This is a genomic window from Pseudomonas sp. BNK-44-b (assembly GCF_047456245.1).
In the GTDB taxonomy this organism is placed as follows: Bacteria; Pseudomonadota; Gammaproteobacteria; order Pseudomonadales; family Pseudomonadaceae; genus Aquipseudomonas; species Aquipseudomonas machongensis.
The window spans coordinates 5,266,078-5,284,459 of record NZ_CP179908.1 but is presented as its reverse complement, the minus strand read 5'-3'; the positions used below and the strand labels follow the sequence as shown (position 1 = coordinate 5,284,459).

15 protein-coding genes are annotated in these 18,382 nt (G+C 60.4%); 7 read left to right on the top strand and 8 right to left on the bottom strand.

Going from position 1 to position 18,382, the window contains the following annotated elements; translation table 11 throughout:
• Positions 1 to 93 precede the first annotated feature (93 nt).
• Positions 94 to 1,743, bottom strand: a complete 1,650-nt coding sequence (locus ACMGGG_RS23875; RefSeq protein WP_414154537.1) for a GMC family oxidoreductase — start codon at positions 1,741 to 1,743, stop codon at positions 94 to 96.
• Between the two features lie 181 nt (positions 1,744 to 1,924).
• Here ACMGGG_RS23875 and ACMGGG_RS23870 point away from each other — a divergent pair, with 181 nt between their 5' ends.
• Positions 1,925 to 2,812 (top strand): LysR family transcriptional regulator, encoded by an 888-nt coding sequence (locus ACMGGG_RS23870; RefSeq protein WP_414154536.1) that lies wholly within the window; start codon positions 1,925 to 1,927, stop codon positions 2,810 to 2,812.
• Here ACMGGG_RS23870 and ACMGGG_RS23865 read toward each other — a convergent pair.
• The 3 genes from ACMGGG_RS23865 to ACMGGG_RS23855 are packed head-to-tail and all read right to left on the bottom strand — an operon-like array spanning position 2,801 to position 5,821.
• Entirely contained in the window at positions 2,801 to 3,619 is an 819-nt protein-coding gene (locus tag ACMGGG_RS23865; RefSeq protein WP_063541922.1) for a sulfite exporter TauE/SafE family protein, read from the bottom strand. The genes ACMGGG_RS23870 and ACMGGG_RS23865 overlap by 12 nt on opposite strands.
• Positions 3,616 to 4,896: an FAD/NAD(P)-binding oxidoreductase gene (locus tag ACMGGG_RS23860; protein WP_414154535.1), complete on the bottom strand. Its 1,281-nt coding sequence runs from the start codon at positions 4,894 to 4,896 to the stop codon at positions 3,616 to 3,618. Before ACMGGG_RS23860 ends, ACMGGG_RS23865 begins: the two co-directional genes overlap by 4 nt.
• Before the next feature lie 40 nt (positions 4,897 to 4,936).
• On the bottom strand, positions 4,937 to 5,821 hold the full coding sequence (locus tag ACMGGG_RS23855) for an MBL fold metallo-hydrolase (protein ID WP_054893022.1): 885 nt from the start codon (positions 5,819 to 5,821) through the stop codon (positions 4,937 to 4,939).
• 226 nt (positions 5,822 to 6,047) lie between these two features.
• Between ACMGGG_RS23855 and ACMGGG_RS23850 the strand changes: the two genes are divergently transcribed.
• Entirely contained in the window at positions 6,048 to 7,352 is a 1,305-nt protein-coding gene (locus tag ACMGGG_RS23850; protein WP_112897028.1) for a sigma-54 interaction domain-containing protein, read from the top strand.
• Between the two features lie 104 nt (positions 7,353 to 7,456).
• Here the strand turns inward: ACMGGG_RS23850 and gyrB are convergent, their stop codons facing one another.
• Genes gyrB through dnaA form a run of 4 tightly spaced genes read right to left on the bottom strand, consistent with a single transcriptional unit; the run spans position 7,457 to position 13,677 of the window.
• Entirely contained in the window at positions 7,457 to 9,877 is a 2,421-nt protein-coding gene (gene gyrB / locus ACMGGG_RS23845) for a DNA topoisomerase (ATP-hydrolyzing) subunit B (RefSeq protein ID WP_414154534.1), read from the bottom strand.
• A gap of 4 nt (positions 9,878 to 9,881) precedes the next feature.
• On the bottom strand, positions 9,882 to 10,985 hold the full coding sequence (gene recF, locus ACMGGG_RS23840) for a DNA replication/repair protein RecF (protein WP_054893019.1): 1,104 nt from the start codon (positions 10,983 to 10,985) through the stop codon (positions 9,882 to 9,884).
• Between the two features lie 15 nt (positions 10,986 to 11,000).
• Complete coding sequence (gene dnaN / locus ACMGGG_RS23835) at positions 11,001 to 12,104, bottom strand: DNA polymerase III subunit beta (RefSeq protein WP_054893018.1); 1,104 nt, start codon at positions 12,102 to 12,104, stop codon at positions 11,001 to 11,003.
• A gap of 40 nt (positions 12,105 to 12,144) precedes the next feature.
• Positions 12,145 to 13,677 (bottom strand): chromosomal replication initiator protein DnaA, encoded by a 1,533-nt coding sequence (gene dnaA, locus ACMGGG_RS23830; RefSeq protein ID WP_063541914.1) that lies wholly within the window; start codon positions 13,675 to 13,677, stop codon positions 12,145 to 12,147.
• 579 nt (positions 13,678 to 14,256) lie between these two features.
• On the opposite strand from dnaA, the gene rpmH reads away from it, so the two are divergent.
• The 5 genes from rpmH (at position 14,257) to mnmE (ending at position 18,189) form a co-directional block, all read left to right on the top strand.
• Complete coding sequence (gene rpmH, locus ACMGGG_RS23825) at positions 14,257 to 14,391, top strand: 50S ribosomal protein L34 (RefSeq protein ID WP_003253163.1); 135 nt, start codon at positions 14,257 to 14,259, stop codon at positions 14,389 to 14,391.
• Between the two features lie 13 nt (positions 14,392 to 14,404).
• Positions 14,405 to 14,809, top strand: a complete 405-nt coding sequence (gene rnpA, locus ACMGGG_RS23820; protein WP_414155840.1) for a ribonuclease P protein component — start codon at positions 14,405 to 14,407, stop codon at positions 14,807 to 14,809.
• Complete coding sequence (gene yidD, locus ACMGGG_RS23815) at positions 14,802 to 15,047, top strand: membrane protein insertion efficiency factor YidD (RefSeq protein ID WP_011536514.1); 246 nt, start codon at positions 14,802 to 14,804, stop codon at positions 15,045 to 15,047. The genes rnpA and yidD overlap by 8 nt, the downstream gene beginning before the upstream one ends.
• Positions 15,048 to 15,049: 2 nt before the next feature.
• Positions 15,050 to 16,732 carry a membrane protein insertase YidC gene (gene yidC, locus ACMGGG_RS23810; protein WP_063541912.1) on the top strand — a complete coding sequence of 561 codons (1,683 nt, stop codon included), beginning with the start codon at positions 15,050 to 15,052 and terminating at the stop codon, positions 16,730 to 16,732.
• 86 nt (positions 16,733 to 16,818) lie between these two features.
• Positions 16,819 to 18,189 carry a tRNA uridine-5-carboxymethylaminomethyl(34) synthesis GTPase MnmE gene (gene mnmE / locus ACMGGG_RS23805; protein WP_063541910.1) on the top strand — a complete coding sequence of 457 codons (1,371 nt, stop codon included), beginning with the start codon at positions 16,819 to 16,821 and terminating at the stop codon, positions 18,187 to 18,189.
• Positions 18,190 to 18,382 lie beyond the last annotated feature (193 nt).

Below are 18,382 nucleotides of genomic sequence, written 5' to 3'. Positions count from 1 at the left end.
TGCTGTCCTCGGCCCGCAGGCCACAGTGATTATTTTTCTTGTTCCACTGTCGGCAGCCATCGACCGCAAGCTGCCGGTGTTGCACGCACCCGGTCAGGGCGTCGGTATCGCGCTGGTGTCGCTGAGGTTGCTGTGGCTTGGGGCCCCCTTGAGAATCAGTAGTGCCGCCTTCTCGGCGATCATCAATGTGGGTGAACAGGTATTGCCGGAGACGATCTGCGGCATGATCGAGGCATCGGCGATGCGCAGGCCAGGTATGCCATGGACGCGCAGCTGGTTATCCACAACGTCCAGCGGCCCATTGCCCATGCGGCAAGTGCCGACCGGGTGGAAGATGGTGGTGCCGATCTTGCCGGCGGCCTCGTGCAGTTGTTGCTCGGTCTGCAGCGAAGGACCCGGCAGGTATTCCTTGGGTTCGAACGCGGCCAGGGCAGGGGCCTGGACGATGCGTCGGGTGATGCGAATCGCATCGGCGGCGACCTGCAGGTCCTGTGGGTCGCTGAGGTAGTTGGGGTCGATCAGCGGCGCTGCATTCATGTCTGCCGAGCGGATGTCGATACGCCCGCGGCTGGCTGGGCGCAGGTTGCACACCGAAGCCGTGAAGGCAGGGAAGCGGTGCAACGGCTCGCCGAAACGCTCGAGCGACAACGGCTGCACGTGATACTGCAGGTTGGCGGTGGCCTGCTCCGGGCTTGAGCGCACGAATGCGCCCAACTGGCTCGGCGCCATGGCCAGCGGCCCGCTGCGGTCGTAGAGATAGCGCAGGCCCATGCCCAGCTTGCCCCACAGACTGTTGGCCATCTGGTTGAGCGTGCGGGTGTTCTGGATCTGGTAAATCAGGCGCAATTGCAGGTGGTCCTGCAAGTTTCCGCCCACGCCTGGCAATTCGTGACGCACCGTTATCCCCAGGTCTTCGAGCAGCTTGCGCGGGCCGATGCCCGAACGCTGCAGGATGCCAGGCGAACCGACGGAGCCTGCGCACAGGACGATCTCGCGCCGGGCACGAAACTCATGCCAGGCCCCTTGCCAGCGTGCCTTCACAGCAGTGGCGCGGGCGTGGTCGAGCACGACCTGGTCAACCTGAACATCGGTGAGCACAGTGAGGTTCGGGCGAGACTGGACGGGCCGCAAGAAAGCCTTCGAGGCATTCCAGCGCACACCACTGCGCTGGTTGACCTGAAAGTATCCACAGCCTTGGTTGTCGCCGGTATTGAAGTCACCGACCTTGCCGATACCGCTCTGTTCGGCGGCATCGCGGAAGGCGTCGAGGATCGGCCAGCTGTAGCGCTGCTGCTCGACCCGCCATTCGCCGTCGGCACCATGGCTCTCGCTGGCGCCAGCGAAGTGGCTTTCACTGGCCTTGAACAACGGCAGTACATCGTTCCAGCTCCAGCCGTCGTTGCCTTGCTCGGCCCAGCGGTCATAGTCCGCAGCCTGGCCACGCATGTAGATCATGCCGTTGATGGAGGAACAACCGCCCAGCACCTTCCCTCGCGGATAGCCGAGGCTGCGACCGTCCAGCCCAGGCTGGGCTTCGGTCTTGAAGCACCAGTCGGTGCGGGGATTGCCAATGCAGTAGAGGTAACCGACGGGGACGTGAATCCACGGGTAGTTGTCGCGTCCGCCTGCCTCGAGCAGCAGGACGCGGCAGGCAGGGTCTGCAGACAATCGATTGGCCAGCAGGCATCCGGCGGGACCGGCCCCTACGATCACGTAGTCGAAGACAGAATCGGCAGATGGCATGTGCAACCTCGCGCCTGATTATTATTCTTGTCCCTACCCATCTTATTGATTAATTTCGCGGTGGAAACACGAGATTTTGCGCAGCCGTTGTGCGTTTTTTCACAACGATAAGTCTTTATCCGCCGCCTGTGGGAACGGGCTTGCCCGCGAACAGGCCGCCAGAACAACCGAAAGGATCAGCATGTTCGACTGGAACGATCTGCGGTTTTTCCTCGAGTTGCAGCGCAGCGGCCGCCTGCTCACAGCGGCCAAGCGCCTCAATACCACCCACAGCACCGTTGCCCGCCATATCGAGAATATCGAAAAAAGCCTGGGCACCGCGCTGTTCGTCCAGCATGCCCAAGGGTACGAGCTCACCCCCTCGGGCCAGGCACTGCTCAAGCACGCCGAGGCCATGGAAAACGTCGCCCTGCTGGCGCAGGAGGAAATCACCCAGGCCATCACGCCGCTGGGCAAGATACGCCTGGGCGTTACCGAAGGCATCGGCATCATGTTCTTCACCCCGCGCCTGCGGGCTCTGTTCGAGCGCTATCCGGGGCTTGAAGTCGAACTGGTGGCGGTGCCGCGCTTCGTCAGCATTCTCAACCGCGAAGCCGAAATCAGCATTCACCTGGAACGCCCCAATGCCGACCTGCTGATCACCCGCAAGCTCACCGACTACCGCCTGGCCCTCTACGCCAGCCAGGACTATCTCGACCGAGCACCGCCGCTGCGCAACCGTGACGACCTGGCCCGGCACAATTGGATCGGTTACGTGGACGACCTGATCTTCAGCCAGGAGCTGTTGTTCCTCAACAGCTTCTGCCGCGCGCCAAACGTGATATTCCGCAGCACCAGCGTGATCGCCCAGCAGCAGGCCGCGCGCGCCGGCCTGGGCATCGCCGTGCTGCCCAACTACATGGGTCGCCACGACCCAGGCCTGGTGCGCGTGCTGCCTAGCGAGACCATCCAGCGCAGCTACTGGATCTGCACACGTCGCGAGCTGCACAAGTCGGTACGCCTGCGGGTGGTCTGGGACTACCTGCTCAAGCTCTGTGCCGAACAGCAGCACGAGTTGCTAGCCGAGTAGCGCCTTGACCGCCAGCGAGAGCGCAGCCCCGATCCCCACCACCACGAACAGTTGCTGCAGACGCGGCCCTGCCAACTTGCCGGCCAGCGGGCGAGTTGCCAGCAACCCGAGCACCGCGCCGAAGGCGAACGGCGCACCAACCTGCCAGTGCATCACCCCGCCCAGGCTCGCACTCACCACACTGCCGGTGGACACCAACGCGATCACCGCCAGCGAAGTGGCAACGATGCTTTTCATGTCCAGATTGGTATAGCGGTTCAAGGCCGGGATGATGACGAATCCGCCACCGACGCCCAGTAGGCCGGACAGCAGCCCGGACAACATGCCGGTGAACGCCAGGGCGCGGGCACAGGGGAGGGTCCAGCGCAGGCGACCCTGCAAGGGGTTGAGCACGCAAGGCATGATCTGTCGCTCACCGCATGGCGATTCGCCGCGCAGCTCACGCGCCGCCTTGCGCCAGATGCGCAGGCAGGCATACATCAGCACGCAGGCGAAGACCAACGCCAGCGGTGTATTCGGTAAACGGTGCGCCAGCATCAGGCCGAAAGGCGCACAGACGATACCGATTGCCGCAATGAACAACGCTGCGCGATAACGCACCAGCCCTTGCCGCAGGCCCAACCCGGCGCCCACGGCAGCCGCCAGGCCGACCGCCAGCAAACCGATCGGCGCCGCCTCGACCATCGACAGCCCCAGGCCGAAGACCAGAAGCGGCACCGCGAGAATCCCGCCTCCTGCACCGGTCAGTGCCAGCACAGCACCAATGATCGCGCCCAACCCGGCGCCGAGAAACTGATGCTCGATCACTTCGACGTCTCAGCGGCTAACGGCTGAGGCCGGGCCAACCATTCCCGGCCCTTGAGCATCGCCTGCCAGTAAAGCGGCGGGAGCACCCGTGCCTTGAGCAGCCAGGCCAAGCGTGTAGGCTTGCGTCCATCGAGCAACCAACGTGGAAAACTCGGTGCCAGCTTGCCGCCATAGGTGAACTCGGCCAGCACGATCTTGCCGCGTTCCACGGTCAACGGGCAGGAGCCATAGCCGTCGTAGGCGACCGGTGTCGGCAAGCGCCCAAGCGCCACCAGCACATTATTGGCCACCACCGGTGCCTGCTTGCGTGCGGCCGCTGCGGTCTTTGCATTGCTGGTGTTGATCACGTCACCCAGGGCATGAATGTTGGCGAACTGGCGGTGACGCAAGCTGTGCGGATCGACATCCACCCATCCGGAAGCATCAGCCAATGGGCTTTGCCGGATGAAATCCGGGGCGACCTGAGGCGGCACCACGTGCAGCATGTCGAACGCTTCGGTACACGTTTCGCTGCTGCCGTCGGCGAGGGTTCGCACGAAGGTCGCCAGTTGATTCGGGCCATCGACCGCCACCAGGCGCTGGCCGTAGTTGAGGTCGACACCGTACTTGTCGATGTAGCTCATCAGTGCCGGCACGTAGTCGGCAACACCGAACAGCACGGCTCCGGCGTTGAAGAACGCGGGCTTGATGGCGCCCAGCCGGCCCGCGCGCAGCCAGTGATCACAGGACAGGTACAAGGCCTTCTGTGGGGCACCGGCACACTTGATCGGCATCGGCGGTTGGCTGAACAGTGCGCGGCCCTGCTTGAGCGTCTGCACCAGCTCCCAGGTGTAGGGGGCCAGGTCATAGCGGTAGTTGGAAGTCACACCGTTGCGCCCAAGGGTCTCCTCCAGGCCGTCGATGGCCGCCCAGTCGAGTTTGAGGCCAGGGCAGACCACCAATTGTTCGTAACTGACGGCTCGCCCATCCTCCAGCATGACCGTTTGCGCCTGTGGATCGAAGCCCACCACGCGTGCCTTTATCCACTGCACACCCCGTGGCAGGGTTGCCGCCGTGGTTCGAGCGGTGGACGACGCAGCGAACACACCGGCCCCCACCATGGTCCAGCCAGGCTGGTAGTAATGAACCTCTGAAGGATCGATCAGGGCGATGTCCAGCGACGGATCGCGTTTGATCAGGCTCGACGCCGTTGCGATACCGGCGGCTCCGGCGCCCACGATCAACACCTTGTGGTGTTCGGTACCGGGCGCAACGGCAGGGGACAGCAAGGCAGACATGGTATTTCCTTTGAATATTGGTCACAGAGAGCCGAATGGCTCAGAACAGGTTCAGCGGGATCTTCAGGTAGCGCACGCCGTTGTCTTCCGGCTCTGGCAACTGACCGCTGCGCATGTTGACCTGCACCGACGGCAGGATCAGCACGGGCATGTCGAGGGTCTTGTCTCGGGCTTCGCGCATCTCGACAAAGCTGTCTTCACTGATGCCCTGGTGAATGTGGATGTTGCTGGCGCGCTGCTCTGCAACCGTGGTCACGTAACGCAGTTCGCGGCCACCGGGGAGGTAGTCATGGCACATGAACAAATGGGTCTGGTCAGGGAAGGCCAGCAAGCGACGGATCGAGCGATACAGTGTGCGAGCGCTGGCGCCGGGGAAATCGCAACGGGCAGTGCCGTAGTCAGGCATGAACAGTGTGTCGCCGACAAAAACGGCAGTCTCGCCCGCATCCTCGATCATGTAGCTCATGCACGCGGGCGTGTGCCCCGGCGTGTGCAGGGCTCGGGCATGCAGGTTGCCGATGCGAAACCCTTCCTCATCCTCGAACAACACGTCGAACTGGCTACCGTCACGGGCAAAACCAGGCTCGGCGTTGAACAGCGAACCGAAGGTTTTCTGTACCTGGGTGATGTGGGCGCCAATGGCAATCTGGCCGCCCAGCCGTTGCTTGAGGTAGGCCGCTGCCGAAAGGTGGTCCGCATGCACGTGGGTTTCAAGAATCCACTGCACCTTGGCGCCCAACGCCTCGACCTGTGAGATCAACCTGTCGGCAGATGCGTGGCTGGTACGGCCTGACTTCGGATCGTAATCCAGCACGCTGTCGATCAATGCGCAGTGCCGTGTTTCACGGTCCATGAGCAGGTAGCTGATGGTCGAAGTCGCCGGGTCGAACAGGGCTTCCACATGAAGGTTGTTGCCAATGATCATCACAGTCTCCATAACGCTGCCGCAGCTTGAACAGAGGCATCGGCAGGAACATACGCTTTATCAAGATGCATGCCAGGCCATTTCTGGCGGATAAGTCCCGCATTTGCGGGCGTTGTACCAACACAATAGTTAAAGACTGCCAGGAAGATTGGCAGTCATCTGACAGCTGCTGGCAGTGATTGGCAGTCCTTGTTAACCTCGCCGGGTAGTTTTTGCCGGTGCCCCCATGTCCGAGCTTTCCGCTGCAAACCATCCTGCCATCCTCGCGCTGGTGTCCTACCTCGAACACGATGCGCTGCCCGCCATCGTGCTCGATACCGACTACAACATTCTTGCAGCCAACGCGGCGTATCGACGCCAGTTCGCCACACAGGATCGCGCCCCCCTGGGGGAGAAGTGCCACAGGGTTTCGCACCATTACGCCGTGCCCTGCGATCAGGCGGGGGAGCATTGTCCATTGCGCAAGGCATGGGACAGCAAGGTTCCGGAGCGCGTGCTGCACATTCATCACACCCCGCGCGGGCCGGAGCATGTGGACGTCGAACTGCGCCCGATCCTCGACGAACAGGGCAGGGTGGTGGCATTCGTCGAACGGCTGACCAGCATCACCCTGGCCTCCGCACAACCTCAGCAGCAGGGCCTGGTCGGGCAGTCTCCGGCGTTCAAGTCAGCACTCGCCAGCCTTCGACGGGCTGCTCCGGCTCAAATTCCGGTGCTGCTCCAAGGTGAGTCAGGAACGGGCAAGGAGCTGTTCGCCCGCGCTCTGCACCTGGGTAGCCCACGCGCCAACGGCCCGCTGGTGGTCGTCGATTGCACCGGTCTCACCGAGTCACTGTTCGAGAGTGAGCTGTTTGGTTACGAGAAAGGCGCGTTCACCGGCGCGACCCAGCGCAAGGTCGGTCTGGCCGAGGCGGCGCATGGCGGCACCCTGTTCCTGGACGAGATCGGTGAAGTGCCGCTGGCCATGCAGGTCAAACTGCTGCGCTTGATCGAGACCGGTAGTTTTCGCCCGGTGGGCAGCCTGCGCACCGTACACTCGGATTTCCGCCTGGTGTCGGCGACACACAAGCCGCTCAAGGCAATGGTCGCGCAGGGCGCCTTCCGTGAAGACCTGTATTACCGCATCAGCGGATTTCCGATTCGTCTGCCGGCACTGCGTGAGCGTGTCGAAGACTTGCCGCTGCTGATTGAGAGTCTGTTGCAGCGCATCGCGGGCAACGGCGCACCTCGAATCAGCCATGAAGCACTCGAGCGCCTCAACCTGCATCCGTTTCCGGGAAATATTCGTGAGCTGCGTAACATGCTGGAGCGGGCCTGGTTGTTCACCGATGATGGTTTGATTCGCAGTGAGCATCTGCTCGAAGACACTGGGGCTGATTCACCGGCAAGACATCAGTCACGCGAGTTGCATGAATTGAGGACGCTGGCACAAGCGCTGGACAGCTTTCAGGGGTCGCGCCGCGAGCTGGCCAAACAGCTGGGGATGAGTGAACGCACCTTGTACCGAAGGCTCAAGGACCTTGAAGCCTGACGCCGTTTTAACAGTGTTTCACGTGGAACATTTGTGTTTCGCGCCTCTGAAAACGAAAAAGCCAAGGCGACAGGCCTTGGCTTTTTCGTAGCTGAAGCGCGTAATCAGAAGTCCAGGTTGGACACCGACAACGCGTTGCTTTCGATGAAGTCACGACGAGGTTCCACCGCGTCACCCATCAAGGTGTTGAACAGCTGGTCGGCTGCGATCGCATCCTCGATGGTGACCTTGAGCATGCGGCGCACGGTCGGGTCCATGGTGGTTTCCCACAGCTGATCCGGGTTCATCTCACCCAGCCCTTTGTATCGCTGGATGGAGTGGCGCTTGGTGGTTTCGTTCATCAGCCAATCGAGGGCCTCTTTGAACTCGGTGACTGCCTTGCGACGCTCACCACGCTGAACATAGGCACCCTCGCCAAGCAAAGTCGCCAACCTGGCGCCCAGCACGACTACCGAACGATAGTCGTTGCTGCCGAAGAACTCGCGGTTGAAGGTCACGTAGCTGGCCAGGCCGTGGGAAGTAACTTCGACTTCCGGCAGCCAGATGTTGCGTTCCTTGTCTTCGCGCAGGCTGGCCTGGTAGGTCAGACCGGACTTCTGGCTGTTGTTCAGGCGCTCCTGGAATTTGCCCAACCAGGCTTGCATGGTCGCGTGATCGGCCAACTGCGCCTGAGTGACTTCCGGCAGGTAGATGAAGTGCTCGGTCAGCTCTTCCGGGTACAGGCGCGACAGACGCTTGAGCGTCTTCATCACTCCGCGGAACTCATTGACCAGTGCCTCGAGTTGAACACCCGAAACGGCTGGCGCCGATTCGTCCAGGTGCAGGCTGGCATCTTCCAGGGCCGACTGGGTCATGTATTCTTCCATGGCCTCGTCGTCCTTGATGTACTGCTCCTGCTTGCCTTTCTTCACCTTGTACAGCGGTGGCTGGGCAATGTAGATGTAACCGCGCTCGACCAGCTCCGGCAACTGACGGAAGAAGAAGGTCAACAGCAGGGTACGGATGTGCGAACCGTCAACGTCAGCATCGGTCATGATGATGATGTTGTGATAGCGCAGCTTGTCGATGTTGTACTCTTCACGGCCAATGCCGCAGCCCAAGGCGGTAATCAGCGTGCCAACTTCCTGAGACGAGATCATCTTGTCGAAGCGGGCCTTCTCGACGTTGAGGATCTTGCCCTTCAACGGCAGGATTGCCTGGGTGCGGCGGTTACGACCTTGCTTGGCCGAACCACCTGCGGAGTCACCCTCCACCAGGTACAGTTCGGACAGGGCAGGGTCCTTTTCCTGGCAGTCGGCAAGCTTGCCCGGCAGACCAGCGATATCCAGCGCACCTTTGCGGCGGGTCATTTCCCGCGCCTTGCGCGCTGCTTCACGGGCACGCGCCGCGTCAATCATCTTGCCAACGACCGCCTTGGCTTCGTTGGGGTTTTCCAACAGGAAGTCGGCGAAGTACTTGTTCATCTCCTGCTCCACGGCGGTCTTCACCTCCGAGGAAACCAGCTTGTCCTTGGTCTGCGAGCTGAACTTCGGATCCGGCACCTTCACCGAGATGATCGCGGTCAGGCCTTCACGGGCATCGTCACCTGTGGTCGCGACCTTGTTCTTCTTGGCCAGGCCTTCCTGCTCGATGTAGCTGTTCAGGCTGCGGGTCAGCGAGGAACGGAAGCCCACCAAGTGAGTACCGCCGTCGCGCTGCGGAATGTTGTTGGTGAAGCACAGCAGGTTTTCGTTGAAGCTGTCGTTCCATTGCAGGGCAACTTCGACACCCACGCCATCGTCACGTTGGACGTTGAAGTGGAAGACCTGGGAGTTCACCGGGGTCTTGTTGGTGTTCAGGTACTCGACGAATGCGCGCAAACCACCTTCGTACTTGAAGAACTCTTCCTTGCCGGAGCGCTCGTCCTTCAGCAGGATACCAACGCCCGAGTTGAGGAAAGACAGCTCACGAATTCGCTTGGCCAGGATGTCCCAGCTGAAGTGAATATTCTTGAAGGTCTCCGCCGAAGGCTTGAAGTGGATGTGGGTACCGGTGGTTTCGCTTTCGCCGACCACTGCCATCGGAGCTTGCGGCACACCGTGGACGTAGGTCTGTTCCCAGATCTTTCCGCTACGGCGAACGGTCAGGACCAGCTTCTCGGAGAGGGCGTTCACCACCGAAACACCTACACCGTGCAGACCGCCGGAAACCTTGTAGGAGTTGTCATCGAACTTACCGCCGGCGTGCAGTACGGTCATGATGACCTCGGCGGCGGAAACGCCTTCCTCTTTATGCACGTCGACGGGAATGCCACGACCGTTGTCGCGAACACTGATGGATTCGTCCGGATGGATGATGACCGTAATGTCATCGCAATGACCGGCGAGCGCTTCGTCGATCGAGTTGTCGACCACTTCGAAGACCATGTGGTGCAGGCCGCTACCATCATCGGTGTCGCCAATGTACATGCCGGGACGCTTGCGCACGGCATCCAGCCCTTTCAGCACCTTGATGCTGGAGGAGTCGTACGTTTGATTTTCGCTCATGCCTTCACTCCCGATGGTCGTGGGTCTGGGTGATACGGCCTTGTTCCACGTGGAACAAAGCAACTGGCGTATCCGTCTGCCAGCCTTCCCTCAGTAATTCGTGATCTACACAGGTGATAAAAACCTGGCAGTGTAATTCTTCAAGCAAGCGACACAGCGCGCGGCGATGCTGATCGTCCAATTCGGACGGCAAGTCATCCACCAGATAAATACACTGACCGCGACGAACTTGGCTGACGAGATGCCCTTGGGCAATCCGCAGGGCACAAACGACCAGCTTTTGCTGACCACGAGACAGGATATCGGCCGCGTTGTTAGCGCCCAATCTCAGGCGTAGGTCAGCACGCTGCGGACCGGCCTGGGTATGGCCCATCTGCTGATCGCGAAGGAGAGAGGTTGCGAGGACTTCACTGAGGTCCCGATCCTTGTCCCAGCCCCGATAGTAGCTAAGGGTCAATCCGTCCAGCTCGACCAGTTCGCTCAGGGTCCGCTCGAAGACAGGCTTCAAGGCCTTGATATAGTTGCGACGGTATTCATCTATTTCCGCGCTGGCGAGACACAGTTCTCGGTCCCAGGCGGCTTGCGAAGCAGCGTCAAGTGTACCATGTCGCAGCCATGAGTTCCGCTGCCGCAGGGCCTTCTGCAAGCGCTGCCAGGTCGCCATGAATCGAGGTTCCACGTGGAACACTCCCCAATCCAGGAACTGACGGCGCACCTTGGGAGCACCTTCGAGCAGGCGGAAGCTGTCCGGGTTGATCAACTGCAGCGGCAGCATTTCAGCCAGTTGTGCTGCACTGCGCGCATTCTGGCCGTCGATGCGAATAGTGAAGTCCCCTTGTCGCTCGCGCGAAACGCCAAGATTGCTCGTCGCACCATCGGTGATTTCAACCTGGCCGAACACAGTACAGGTCGGCTGTTCGTACTGGATGACAGGGTTCAATCGGGTACTACGAAATGAGCGTGCCAGCCCCAAAAGGTGCACGGCCTCGAGCACACTGGTCTTTCCGCTGCCATTGGCGCCGTAGAGGATGTTGATGCGAGGAGAGGGGGAGAGGGTCACCGGGTGCAGATTGCGCACCGCGGTGACCGAAAGACGTCGAAGGGACATTTGGCCTGCTACAGGTTACAGACGCATCGGCATGACAACGTAGGACGAGTCGTCATTACCGGCTTCCTGCAGCAGGGCGCTGCTGTTGGAGTCGGCGAGAATCAGACGAACCTGCTCAGTGGTCATGACTCCCAGGACGTCCAGCAGATAGCTGACGTTGAAGCCGATCTCCAGCGAACCGCCTTCGTAGTCGACGCTGATCTCTTCTTCAGCTTCTTCCTGCTCGGGGTTGTTGGCCTGAATCTTCAGCTGGCCGGAGGCCAGTTGCAGGCGGATGCCGCGGTACTTCTCGTTGGACAGGATCGCAGTACGGCTGAAGGCTTCACGCAGCGCCTGGCGATCACCGATCACTAGCTTGTCACCGCCCTTGGGCAGTACACGCTCGTAATCCGGGAACTTGCCGTCCACCAGTTTCGAGGTAAAGGTGAACTCACCGGTGGTCGCACGAATGTGGTGCTGGCCCAGGACAATACTGACCATGCCCTCCGGATCGGTCAGCAGACGCGCCAGCTCCAGAATACCTTTGCGCGGCACGATGACCTGGTGACGCTCGGCCTGGCCGATGGGTGCCTGCATGGCGCACAGTGCCAGACGGTGACCGTCAGTGGCGACAGCGCGCAGGGTGTCGGTGGAAACTTCCAGCAGCATGCCGTTGAGGTAGTAGCGAACGTCCTGCTGGGCCATGGCGAAGCTGGTGCGCTCGATCAGGCGACGCAGTTTGCTCTGCTCCAGGTTGCAGGTGAGCGAACCCGGGCCTTCTTCCACGGTGGGGAAGTCGTTGGCCGGCAGGGTCGACAGGGTGAAACGGCTACGGCCAGCCTTGACCAGCAGCTTCTGCTCATCGACCTTGATATCGATCAGCGCATCGCTGGGCAGGCTCTTGCAGATATCCATCAGCTTACGCGCCGGGACGGTGATCTCGCCGGGCTCAGCCGGCTCTTCCAGCTGCACGCGGCCAACCAGTTCGACTTCCAGGTCGGTACCGGTCAACGACAACTGCTGGCCTTGCACGACCAGCAGCACGTTGGACAGGACCGGCAAGGTCTGGCGGCGCTCGACGACGCCTGCGACCAGTTGCAGGGGTTTCAACAGGGCTTCGCGTTGAATGGTGAAATGCATGGTCTAGTCCCTTGCCTTCAAAGAGCTGCGCCGACACCCATCAGGTGGTCAGCGTGCGCAGCAGGTTCTTGTAGTCCTCGCGGATGTCCGCGTCGGATTCCTTCAATTCGTTGATCTTGCGGCATGCGTGCAGCACGGTGGTGTGATCCCGACCGCCGAACATGTCGCCGATCTCCGGCAGACTGTGGTTGGTCAGCTCCTTGGATAACGCCATGGCCACCTGCCGTGGGCGCGCGACAGAGCGCGAGCGGCGCTTGGACAACAGATCGGAGATCTTGATCTTGTAGTACTCGGCGACCGTGCGCTGGATGTTATCCACACTGACCAGCTTGTCTTGCAGTGCCAGCAGATCCTTGAGCGATTCGCGAATCAACTCGATGGTGATGTCTCGCCCCATGAAGTGCGAGTGAGCGATCACCCGCTTCAATGCGCCTTCCAGTTCGCGCACGTTGGAGCGGATGCGCTGGGCGATGAAGAACGCAGCATCGTGCGGCAGTTCGACCTTGGCCTGGTCGGCCTTCTTCATCAGGATCGCTACACGGGTTTCCAGTTCCGGTGGCTCGACAGCCACGGTCAGGCCCCAACCAAAGCGCGACTTCAGGCGCTCTTCCAGGCCTTCGATCTCTTTAGGGTAGCGGTCACTGGTGAGAATGACCTGCTGTCCACCCTCGAGCAGGGCATTGAAGGTGTGGAAGAACTCTTCCTGGGAACGCTCCTTGCGGGCGAAGAACTGGATATCGTCGATCAACAGCGCGTCCACCGAACGGTAGAAGCGCTTGAATTCGTTGATGGCGTTCAGCTGCAACGCCTTGACCATGTCGGCGACGAAACGCTCCGAGTGCAAGTAGACGACCTTGGCATTCGGGTTCTTCTTCAGCAGGTGGTTACCCACAGCATGCATCAAGTGCGTCTTACCCAAGCCCACGCCTCCATAAAGGAAGAGTGGGTTGTAGCCGTGCTTGGGGTTGTCGGCAACCTGCCAGGCCGCAGCGCGTGCCAGCTGGTTGGACTTACCCTCCACGAAGGTCTCGAAGGTGAAGGTTCGGTTCAGGTAGCTGGTGTGCTTGAGCGCCCCTTCGACCTGGACGGTCCGTTGCTCGGTGCGCGCGGTCGCCGCAGGCGCAGGCGTCGAATCGCCCATCCCGTCGAAACCATCCTGGGAGGCTGCAGATTCCTCCACCTCACTGACCAACGCAGGTTCGGGCGCCGTGACCGGTGCGCTGGCAACCGCCGGTGACTGGACGGGGGGCTTGGCCTGACTCTGAGCCAGCGATGCAGCGACCGCGGCACTGACCGGCGCGTTAGGTGCCGCCCTCGGTGCGGAGCTACGGCGACTGCCTATTAATAAGGAGAGGGCAGGTGCAAGGCCGTTGCCTTGTTCACCCAGCAGTTCGAGCAGGCGGCCGAGGTACTTTTCATTGACCCAATCGAGAACGAAACGGTTAGGCGCATAGACGCGCAACTCGTCGCCTTCGGCTTCGACCTGTAGCGGACGGATCCAGGTGTTGAATTGCTGGGCAGGCAGTTCGTCGCGCAGAAGCTCCACGCACTGCTGCCAAAGTTCCACTGACACGGATATCCCCTGAGTTGAAAGCCGGATGAGGCAAAAACAAACCGCCATTGTACCGGGCGAGCATTCACTTATCCACATGTCGTGGCGTGTTGAGCTGTGCCAAATCAGTCATTTAGCGGCAAAAACGACCCTGCAAGTCGAAAATAAGCCCTGTGGATAACGGCGCGTGAGGCCTATGCACAACCCAGGGCTCAACCCTGTGGATAATTCATCTGTGGATAAACACCACTTCCATCCACAGCTTTTCCGCGGTTCCGGCACAGCCAAAGCACCTGTTACCGACATACTTATGATTCTCTGTACAGTCGATAGCTTGTGGCCTGCAGAAGGTTATCCACAGATACTTATCCACTTAAGATCTATAAGTTCTTCAGAAAAGCTTTCTATATGTCTCTCTTTTTTTTCATGTTGAGCATCTGTTCGGTGTGAATCAACTGCTCTCTCGACCAGCCAGAAGGAAAGGCCGCCTATAAGGAATGCTGGTTGGAAATTGACCTATCGTCTTGCTTTCTCTAGAATCGCCGGTCTCTTAAAAAGGGGGCCATCCCGGCCCGTTGTCGACAACCCAGGTAACACGCCATGAAACGTACTTTCCAACCAAGCACCATCAAGCGCGCGCGCACCCACGGTTTCCGTGCCCGTATGGCCACCAAGAACGGCCGCGCTGTTCTGTCGCGTCGTCGTGCCAAAGGCCGTAAGCGTCTGGCAATTTGATTTTTCGGCACAGGTGGTGAGTCAGGACTTCAGTCGGGATAAGCGACTGCTTACACCCCGGCATTTCAAAGCAGTCTTCGACTCCCCAACCGGCAAGGTTCCAGGGAAAAGCCTGCTCATCCTTGCCCGCGAGAACGGCCTCGATCATCCACGCCTCGGCCTGGTGATCGGCAAGAAGAGCGTCAAGCTCGCCGTTCAACGCAACCGCCTCAAACGCCTGATGCGCGACTCTTTCCGTCTGAACCAGCAAAGCCTGGCTGGACTGGATATCGTGATCGTCGCGCGCAAGGGGTTGGGTGAGATAGAAAACCCAGAATTGCACCAACACTTTGGCAAACTCTGGAAGCGCCTGGCACGCAGTCGGACCTCTCCAGCGGTACCTGCCGATTCCGCACGGGTAGACAGTCACGATGCGTAAACTGGCCCTCGTTCCGATCCAGTTCTACCGTTACGCCATCAGTCCTCTGATGGCCAGTCACTGTCGTTTCTACCCCAGTTGCTCCTGTTACGCGTACGAAGCCATAGAAAACCATGGCCTCTTGCGTGGCGGGTGGCTTGCCGTTCGTCGCCTGGGTCGTTGTCATCCGTGGAATGATGGCGGTTTCGATCCCGTCCCGCCTGCTCCTTCCTCCCGAACTTCTTCGATAGCCGAGTAATCATGGATATTAAACGCACGATCCTGATCGTCGCCCTGGCAATCGTGTCCTACGTTCTGGTCCTCAAGTGGAACCAGGACTATGGTCAGGCAGCCCTGCCGACTCAGCATACTGCTGCCAGCAACGCTGCACCGGCACTGCCGGACACCGTGCCGGCAAGCAATAACGGCGCCAGCGCCGATGTGCCGAGCGCCAATGCCGAAGCCAGCCCCGCTGAAATCGCGCCAGTCGCGCTCAGCAAGGACCTGATCCGGGTCAAGACCGATGTCCTGGACCTGGCTATCGACCCGGTCGGCGGTGACATCGTCCAGCTGACCCTGCCCAAGTACCCACGCCGTCAGGATCATCCGGACATCGCCTTCCAGTTGTTCGACAACGGTGGCGAGCGTGTCTATCTGGCACAGAGCGGCCTGACCGGCGCGAATGGCCCGGATGCCCGTTCGAGCGGTCGTCCGCTGTACGCTGCCGAGCAGAAGAGCTTCCAACTGACCGACGGTCAGGACCAACTGGTGGTCGACCTCAAGTTCAGCGAGAACGGCGTCAACTACATCAAGCGCTTCAGCTTCAAGCGCGGTGAGTACGACCTGACCGTCAGCTACCTGATCGACAACCAGAGCGGCGCGGCCTGGACCGGCAACATGTTTGCCCAGCTCAAGCGTGACGCAAGCTCCGATCCTTCCTCGAGCACCGCGACCGGTACCGCGACTTACCTGGGCGCCGCCCTGTGGACAAGTGCGGAGCCGTACAAGAAGGTGTCGATGAAGGACATCGACAAAGGAAGTTTGAAAGAAAATGTGTCTGGCGGCTGGGTAGCATGGCTGCAGCACTACTTCGTGACCGCGTGGATTCCGGCCAAGTCGGACAACAACGTGGTACAGACCCGCAAGGACAGCCAGGGCAACTACATCATCGGCTACACCGGCCCCGCGCTGAACGTGCCTGCCGGCGGCAAGGTCGAGACCAGCGCCATGTTGTATGCCGGTCCGAAGATCCAGTCCAAGCTCAAGGAATTGTCCCCAGGCCTGGAATTGACCGTCGACTACGGCTTCCTGTGGTTCATTGCCCAGCCGATCTTCTGGCTGCTGCAACATATCCACAGCCTGCTGGGTAACTGGGGCTGGTCGATCATCGTCCTGACCATGCTCATCAAGGGCCTGTTCTTCCCGCTGTCGGCTGCCAGCTACCGTTCGATGGCGCGCATGCGTGCCGTGGCGCCGAAACTGGCCCAGCTCAAGGAACGCTTCGGCGATGATCGCCAGAAGATGTCCCAGGCGATGATGGAGCTGTACAAGAAAGAGAAGATCAACCCGCTGGGTGGCTGCCTGCCGATCCTGGTACAGATGCCAGTGTTCCTGGCCTTGTACTGGGTACTGCTGGAAAGCGTCGAGATGCGCCAGGCCCCTTGGATGCTGTGGATTACCGACCTGTCGATCAAGGATCCGTTCTTCATCCTGCCGATCATCATGGGCGCCACCATGTTCATCCAGCAGCGTCTGAACCCGACGCCACCGGATCCGATGCAGGCGAAGGTCATGAAAATGATGCCAATCATCTTCACCTTCTTCTTCCTGTGGTTCCCGGCTGGTCTGGTGCTGTACTGGGTTGTGAACAACTGCCTGTCGATCACTCAGCAGTGGTACATCACCCGTCGCATCGAAGCAGCAACCAAAAAAGCTGCTGCTTGACAGGCCGATCCATTAGCCTGTGAATAAAAACGCCCCCTCGTGGGGCGTTTTTGCTATCCGTCGTTTTGTCGTAGAGGCTTTCGAGCATGAATACCGTGCGTGAAACCATTGCCGCCATCGCCACCGCCCAAGGCCGTGGTGGCGTCGGTATCGTCCGTTTGTCCGGGCCATTGGCGAGCCAGGCCGGTCAGGCCATCACCGGACGTACACTGACCCCGCGCCATGCTCACTACGGGCCCTTCCGTGGCGACGATGGCCTGGTCCTGGATGAAGGCATCGCGCTGTTCTTCCCTGGCCCCAACTCGTTCACCGGTGAAGACGTTCTGGAACTGCAGGGGCATGGAGGGCCGGTTGTGCTCGACATGCTGCTGCAGCGCTGTGTCGAATTGGGCTGCCGCCTTGCCCGTCCTGGCGAGTTCAGCGAGCGAGCGTTCCTCAACGACAAGCTCGACCTGGCCCAGGCTGAAGCGATCGCCGATCTGATCGAAGCCAGTTCCACCCAAGCCGCACGCAATGCCCTGCGTTCGCTGCAAGGTGCCTTCTCCAAGCGTGTCCATGCATTGACCGAGGCATTGATCGCACTGCGGATCTATGTCGAGGCGGCTATCGATTTTCCCGAAGAAGAAATCGACTTCCTGGCCGACGGTCACGTGCTGAAGATGCTTGAAGCAGTCAGGAGCGAGTTATCCACAGTGCAGCGCGAGGCTGGTCAAGGCGCGCTGCTGCGCGATGGCATGACCGTCGTGATCGCCGGCCGTCCGAATGCCGGCAAGTCCAGCCTGCTCAACCAGTTGGCTGGTCGCGAAGCGGCAATCGTCACAGACATCGCCGGCACCACCCGGGACATTCTGCGCGAACATATCCACATCGATGGCATGCCGCTGCACGTGGTGGATACCGCAGGACTGCGCGCTACCGACGATCACGTGGAAAAGATCGGTGTGGAGCGTGCTCTCAAGGCCATTGGCGAAGCTGACCGGGTGCTGCTGGTGGTGGATTCCACAGCGCCTGAGGCCAACGATCCGTTCGCACTGTGGCCCGAGTTCCTCGATCAACGGCCGGATCCGGCCAAGGTCACGCTGATTCGCAACAAGGCCGACCTGAGTGGCGAGCGTGCAGGCATCGAGCAGAGTGACGATGGCCACGTGACGATCACCCTCAGCGCAAAGGGCGATGCCACGGGGCTGGATCTGCTGCGTGACCACCTCAAGGCCTGCATGGGTTATGAACAGACTGCGGAAAGCAGCTTCAGCGCACGAAGGCGGCATCTGGATGCGCTGCGCCAGGCCAGTGCACACCTTGATCACGGTCATGCCCAACTGACACTCGCTGGCGCCGGTGAGTTGCTGGCAGAGGACTTGCGCCAGGCTCAGCACGCCCTGGGAGAGATCACCGGTGCCTTCAGCTCGGATGACCTGCTCGGAAGGATCTTCTCGAGCTTCTGCATCGGTAAGTAACGCGCAGCCCGGCAACACCAAGGCCGCTCCAGTGAGGAGCGGCTTTTTTTTGCCTGCCGGAAACCCGGAAGCGGGCTTCTCTTGATTCGATCACCCGCATGTAAATCTCATCCACAGGCTAAAACGATCATCAGGATCCCTGTGGAAAACTGCCCTTCAGGTCCGTTGATAACCAGGCTTTTTTTCTGAGGAC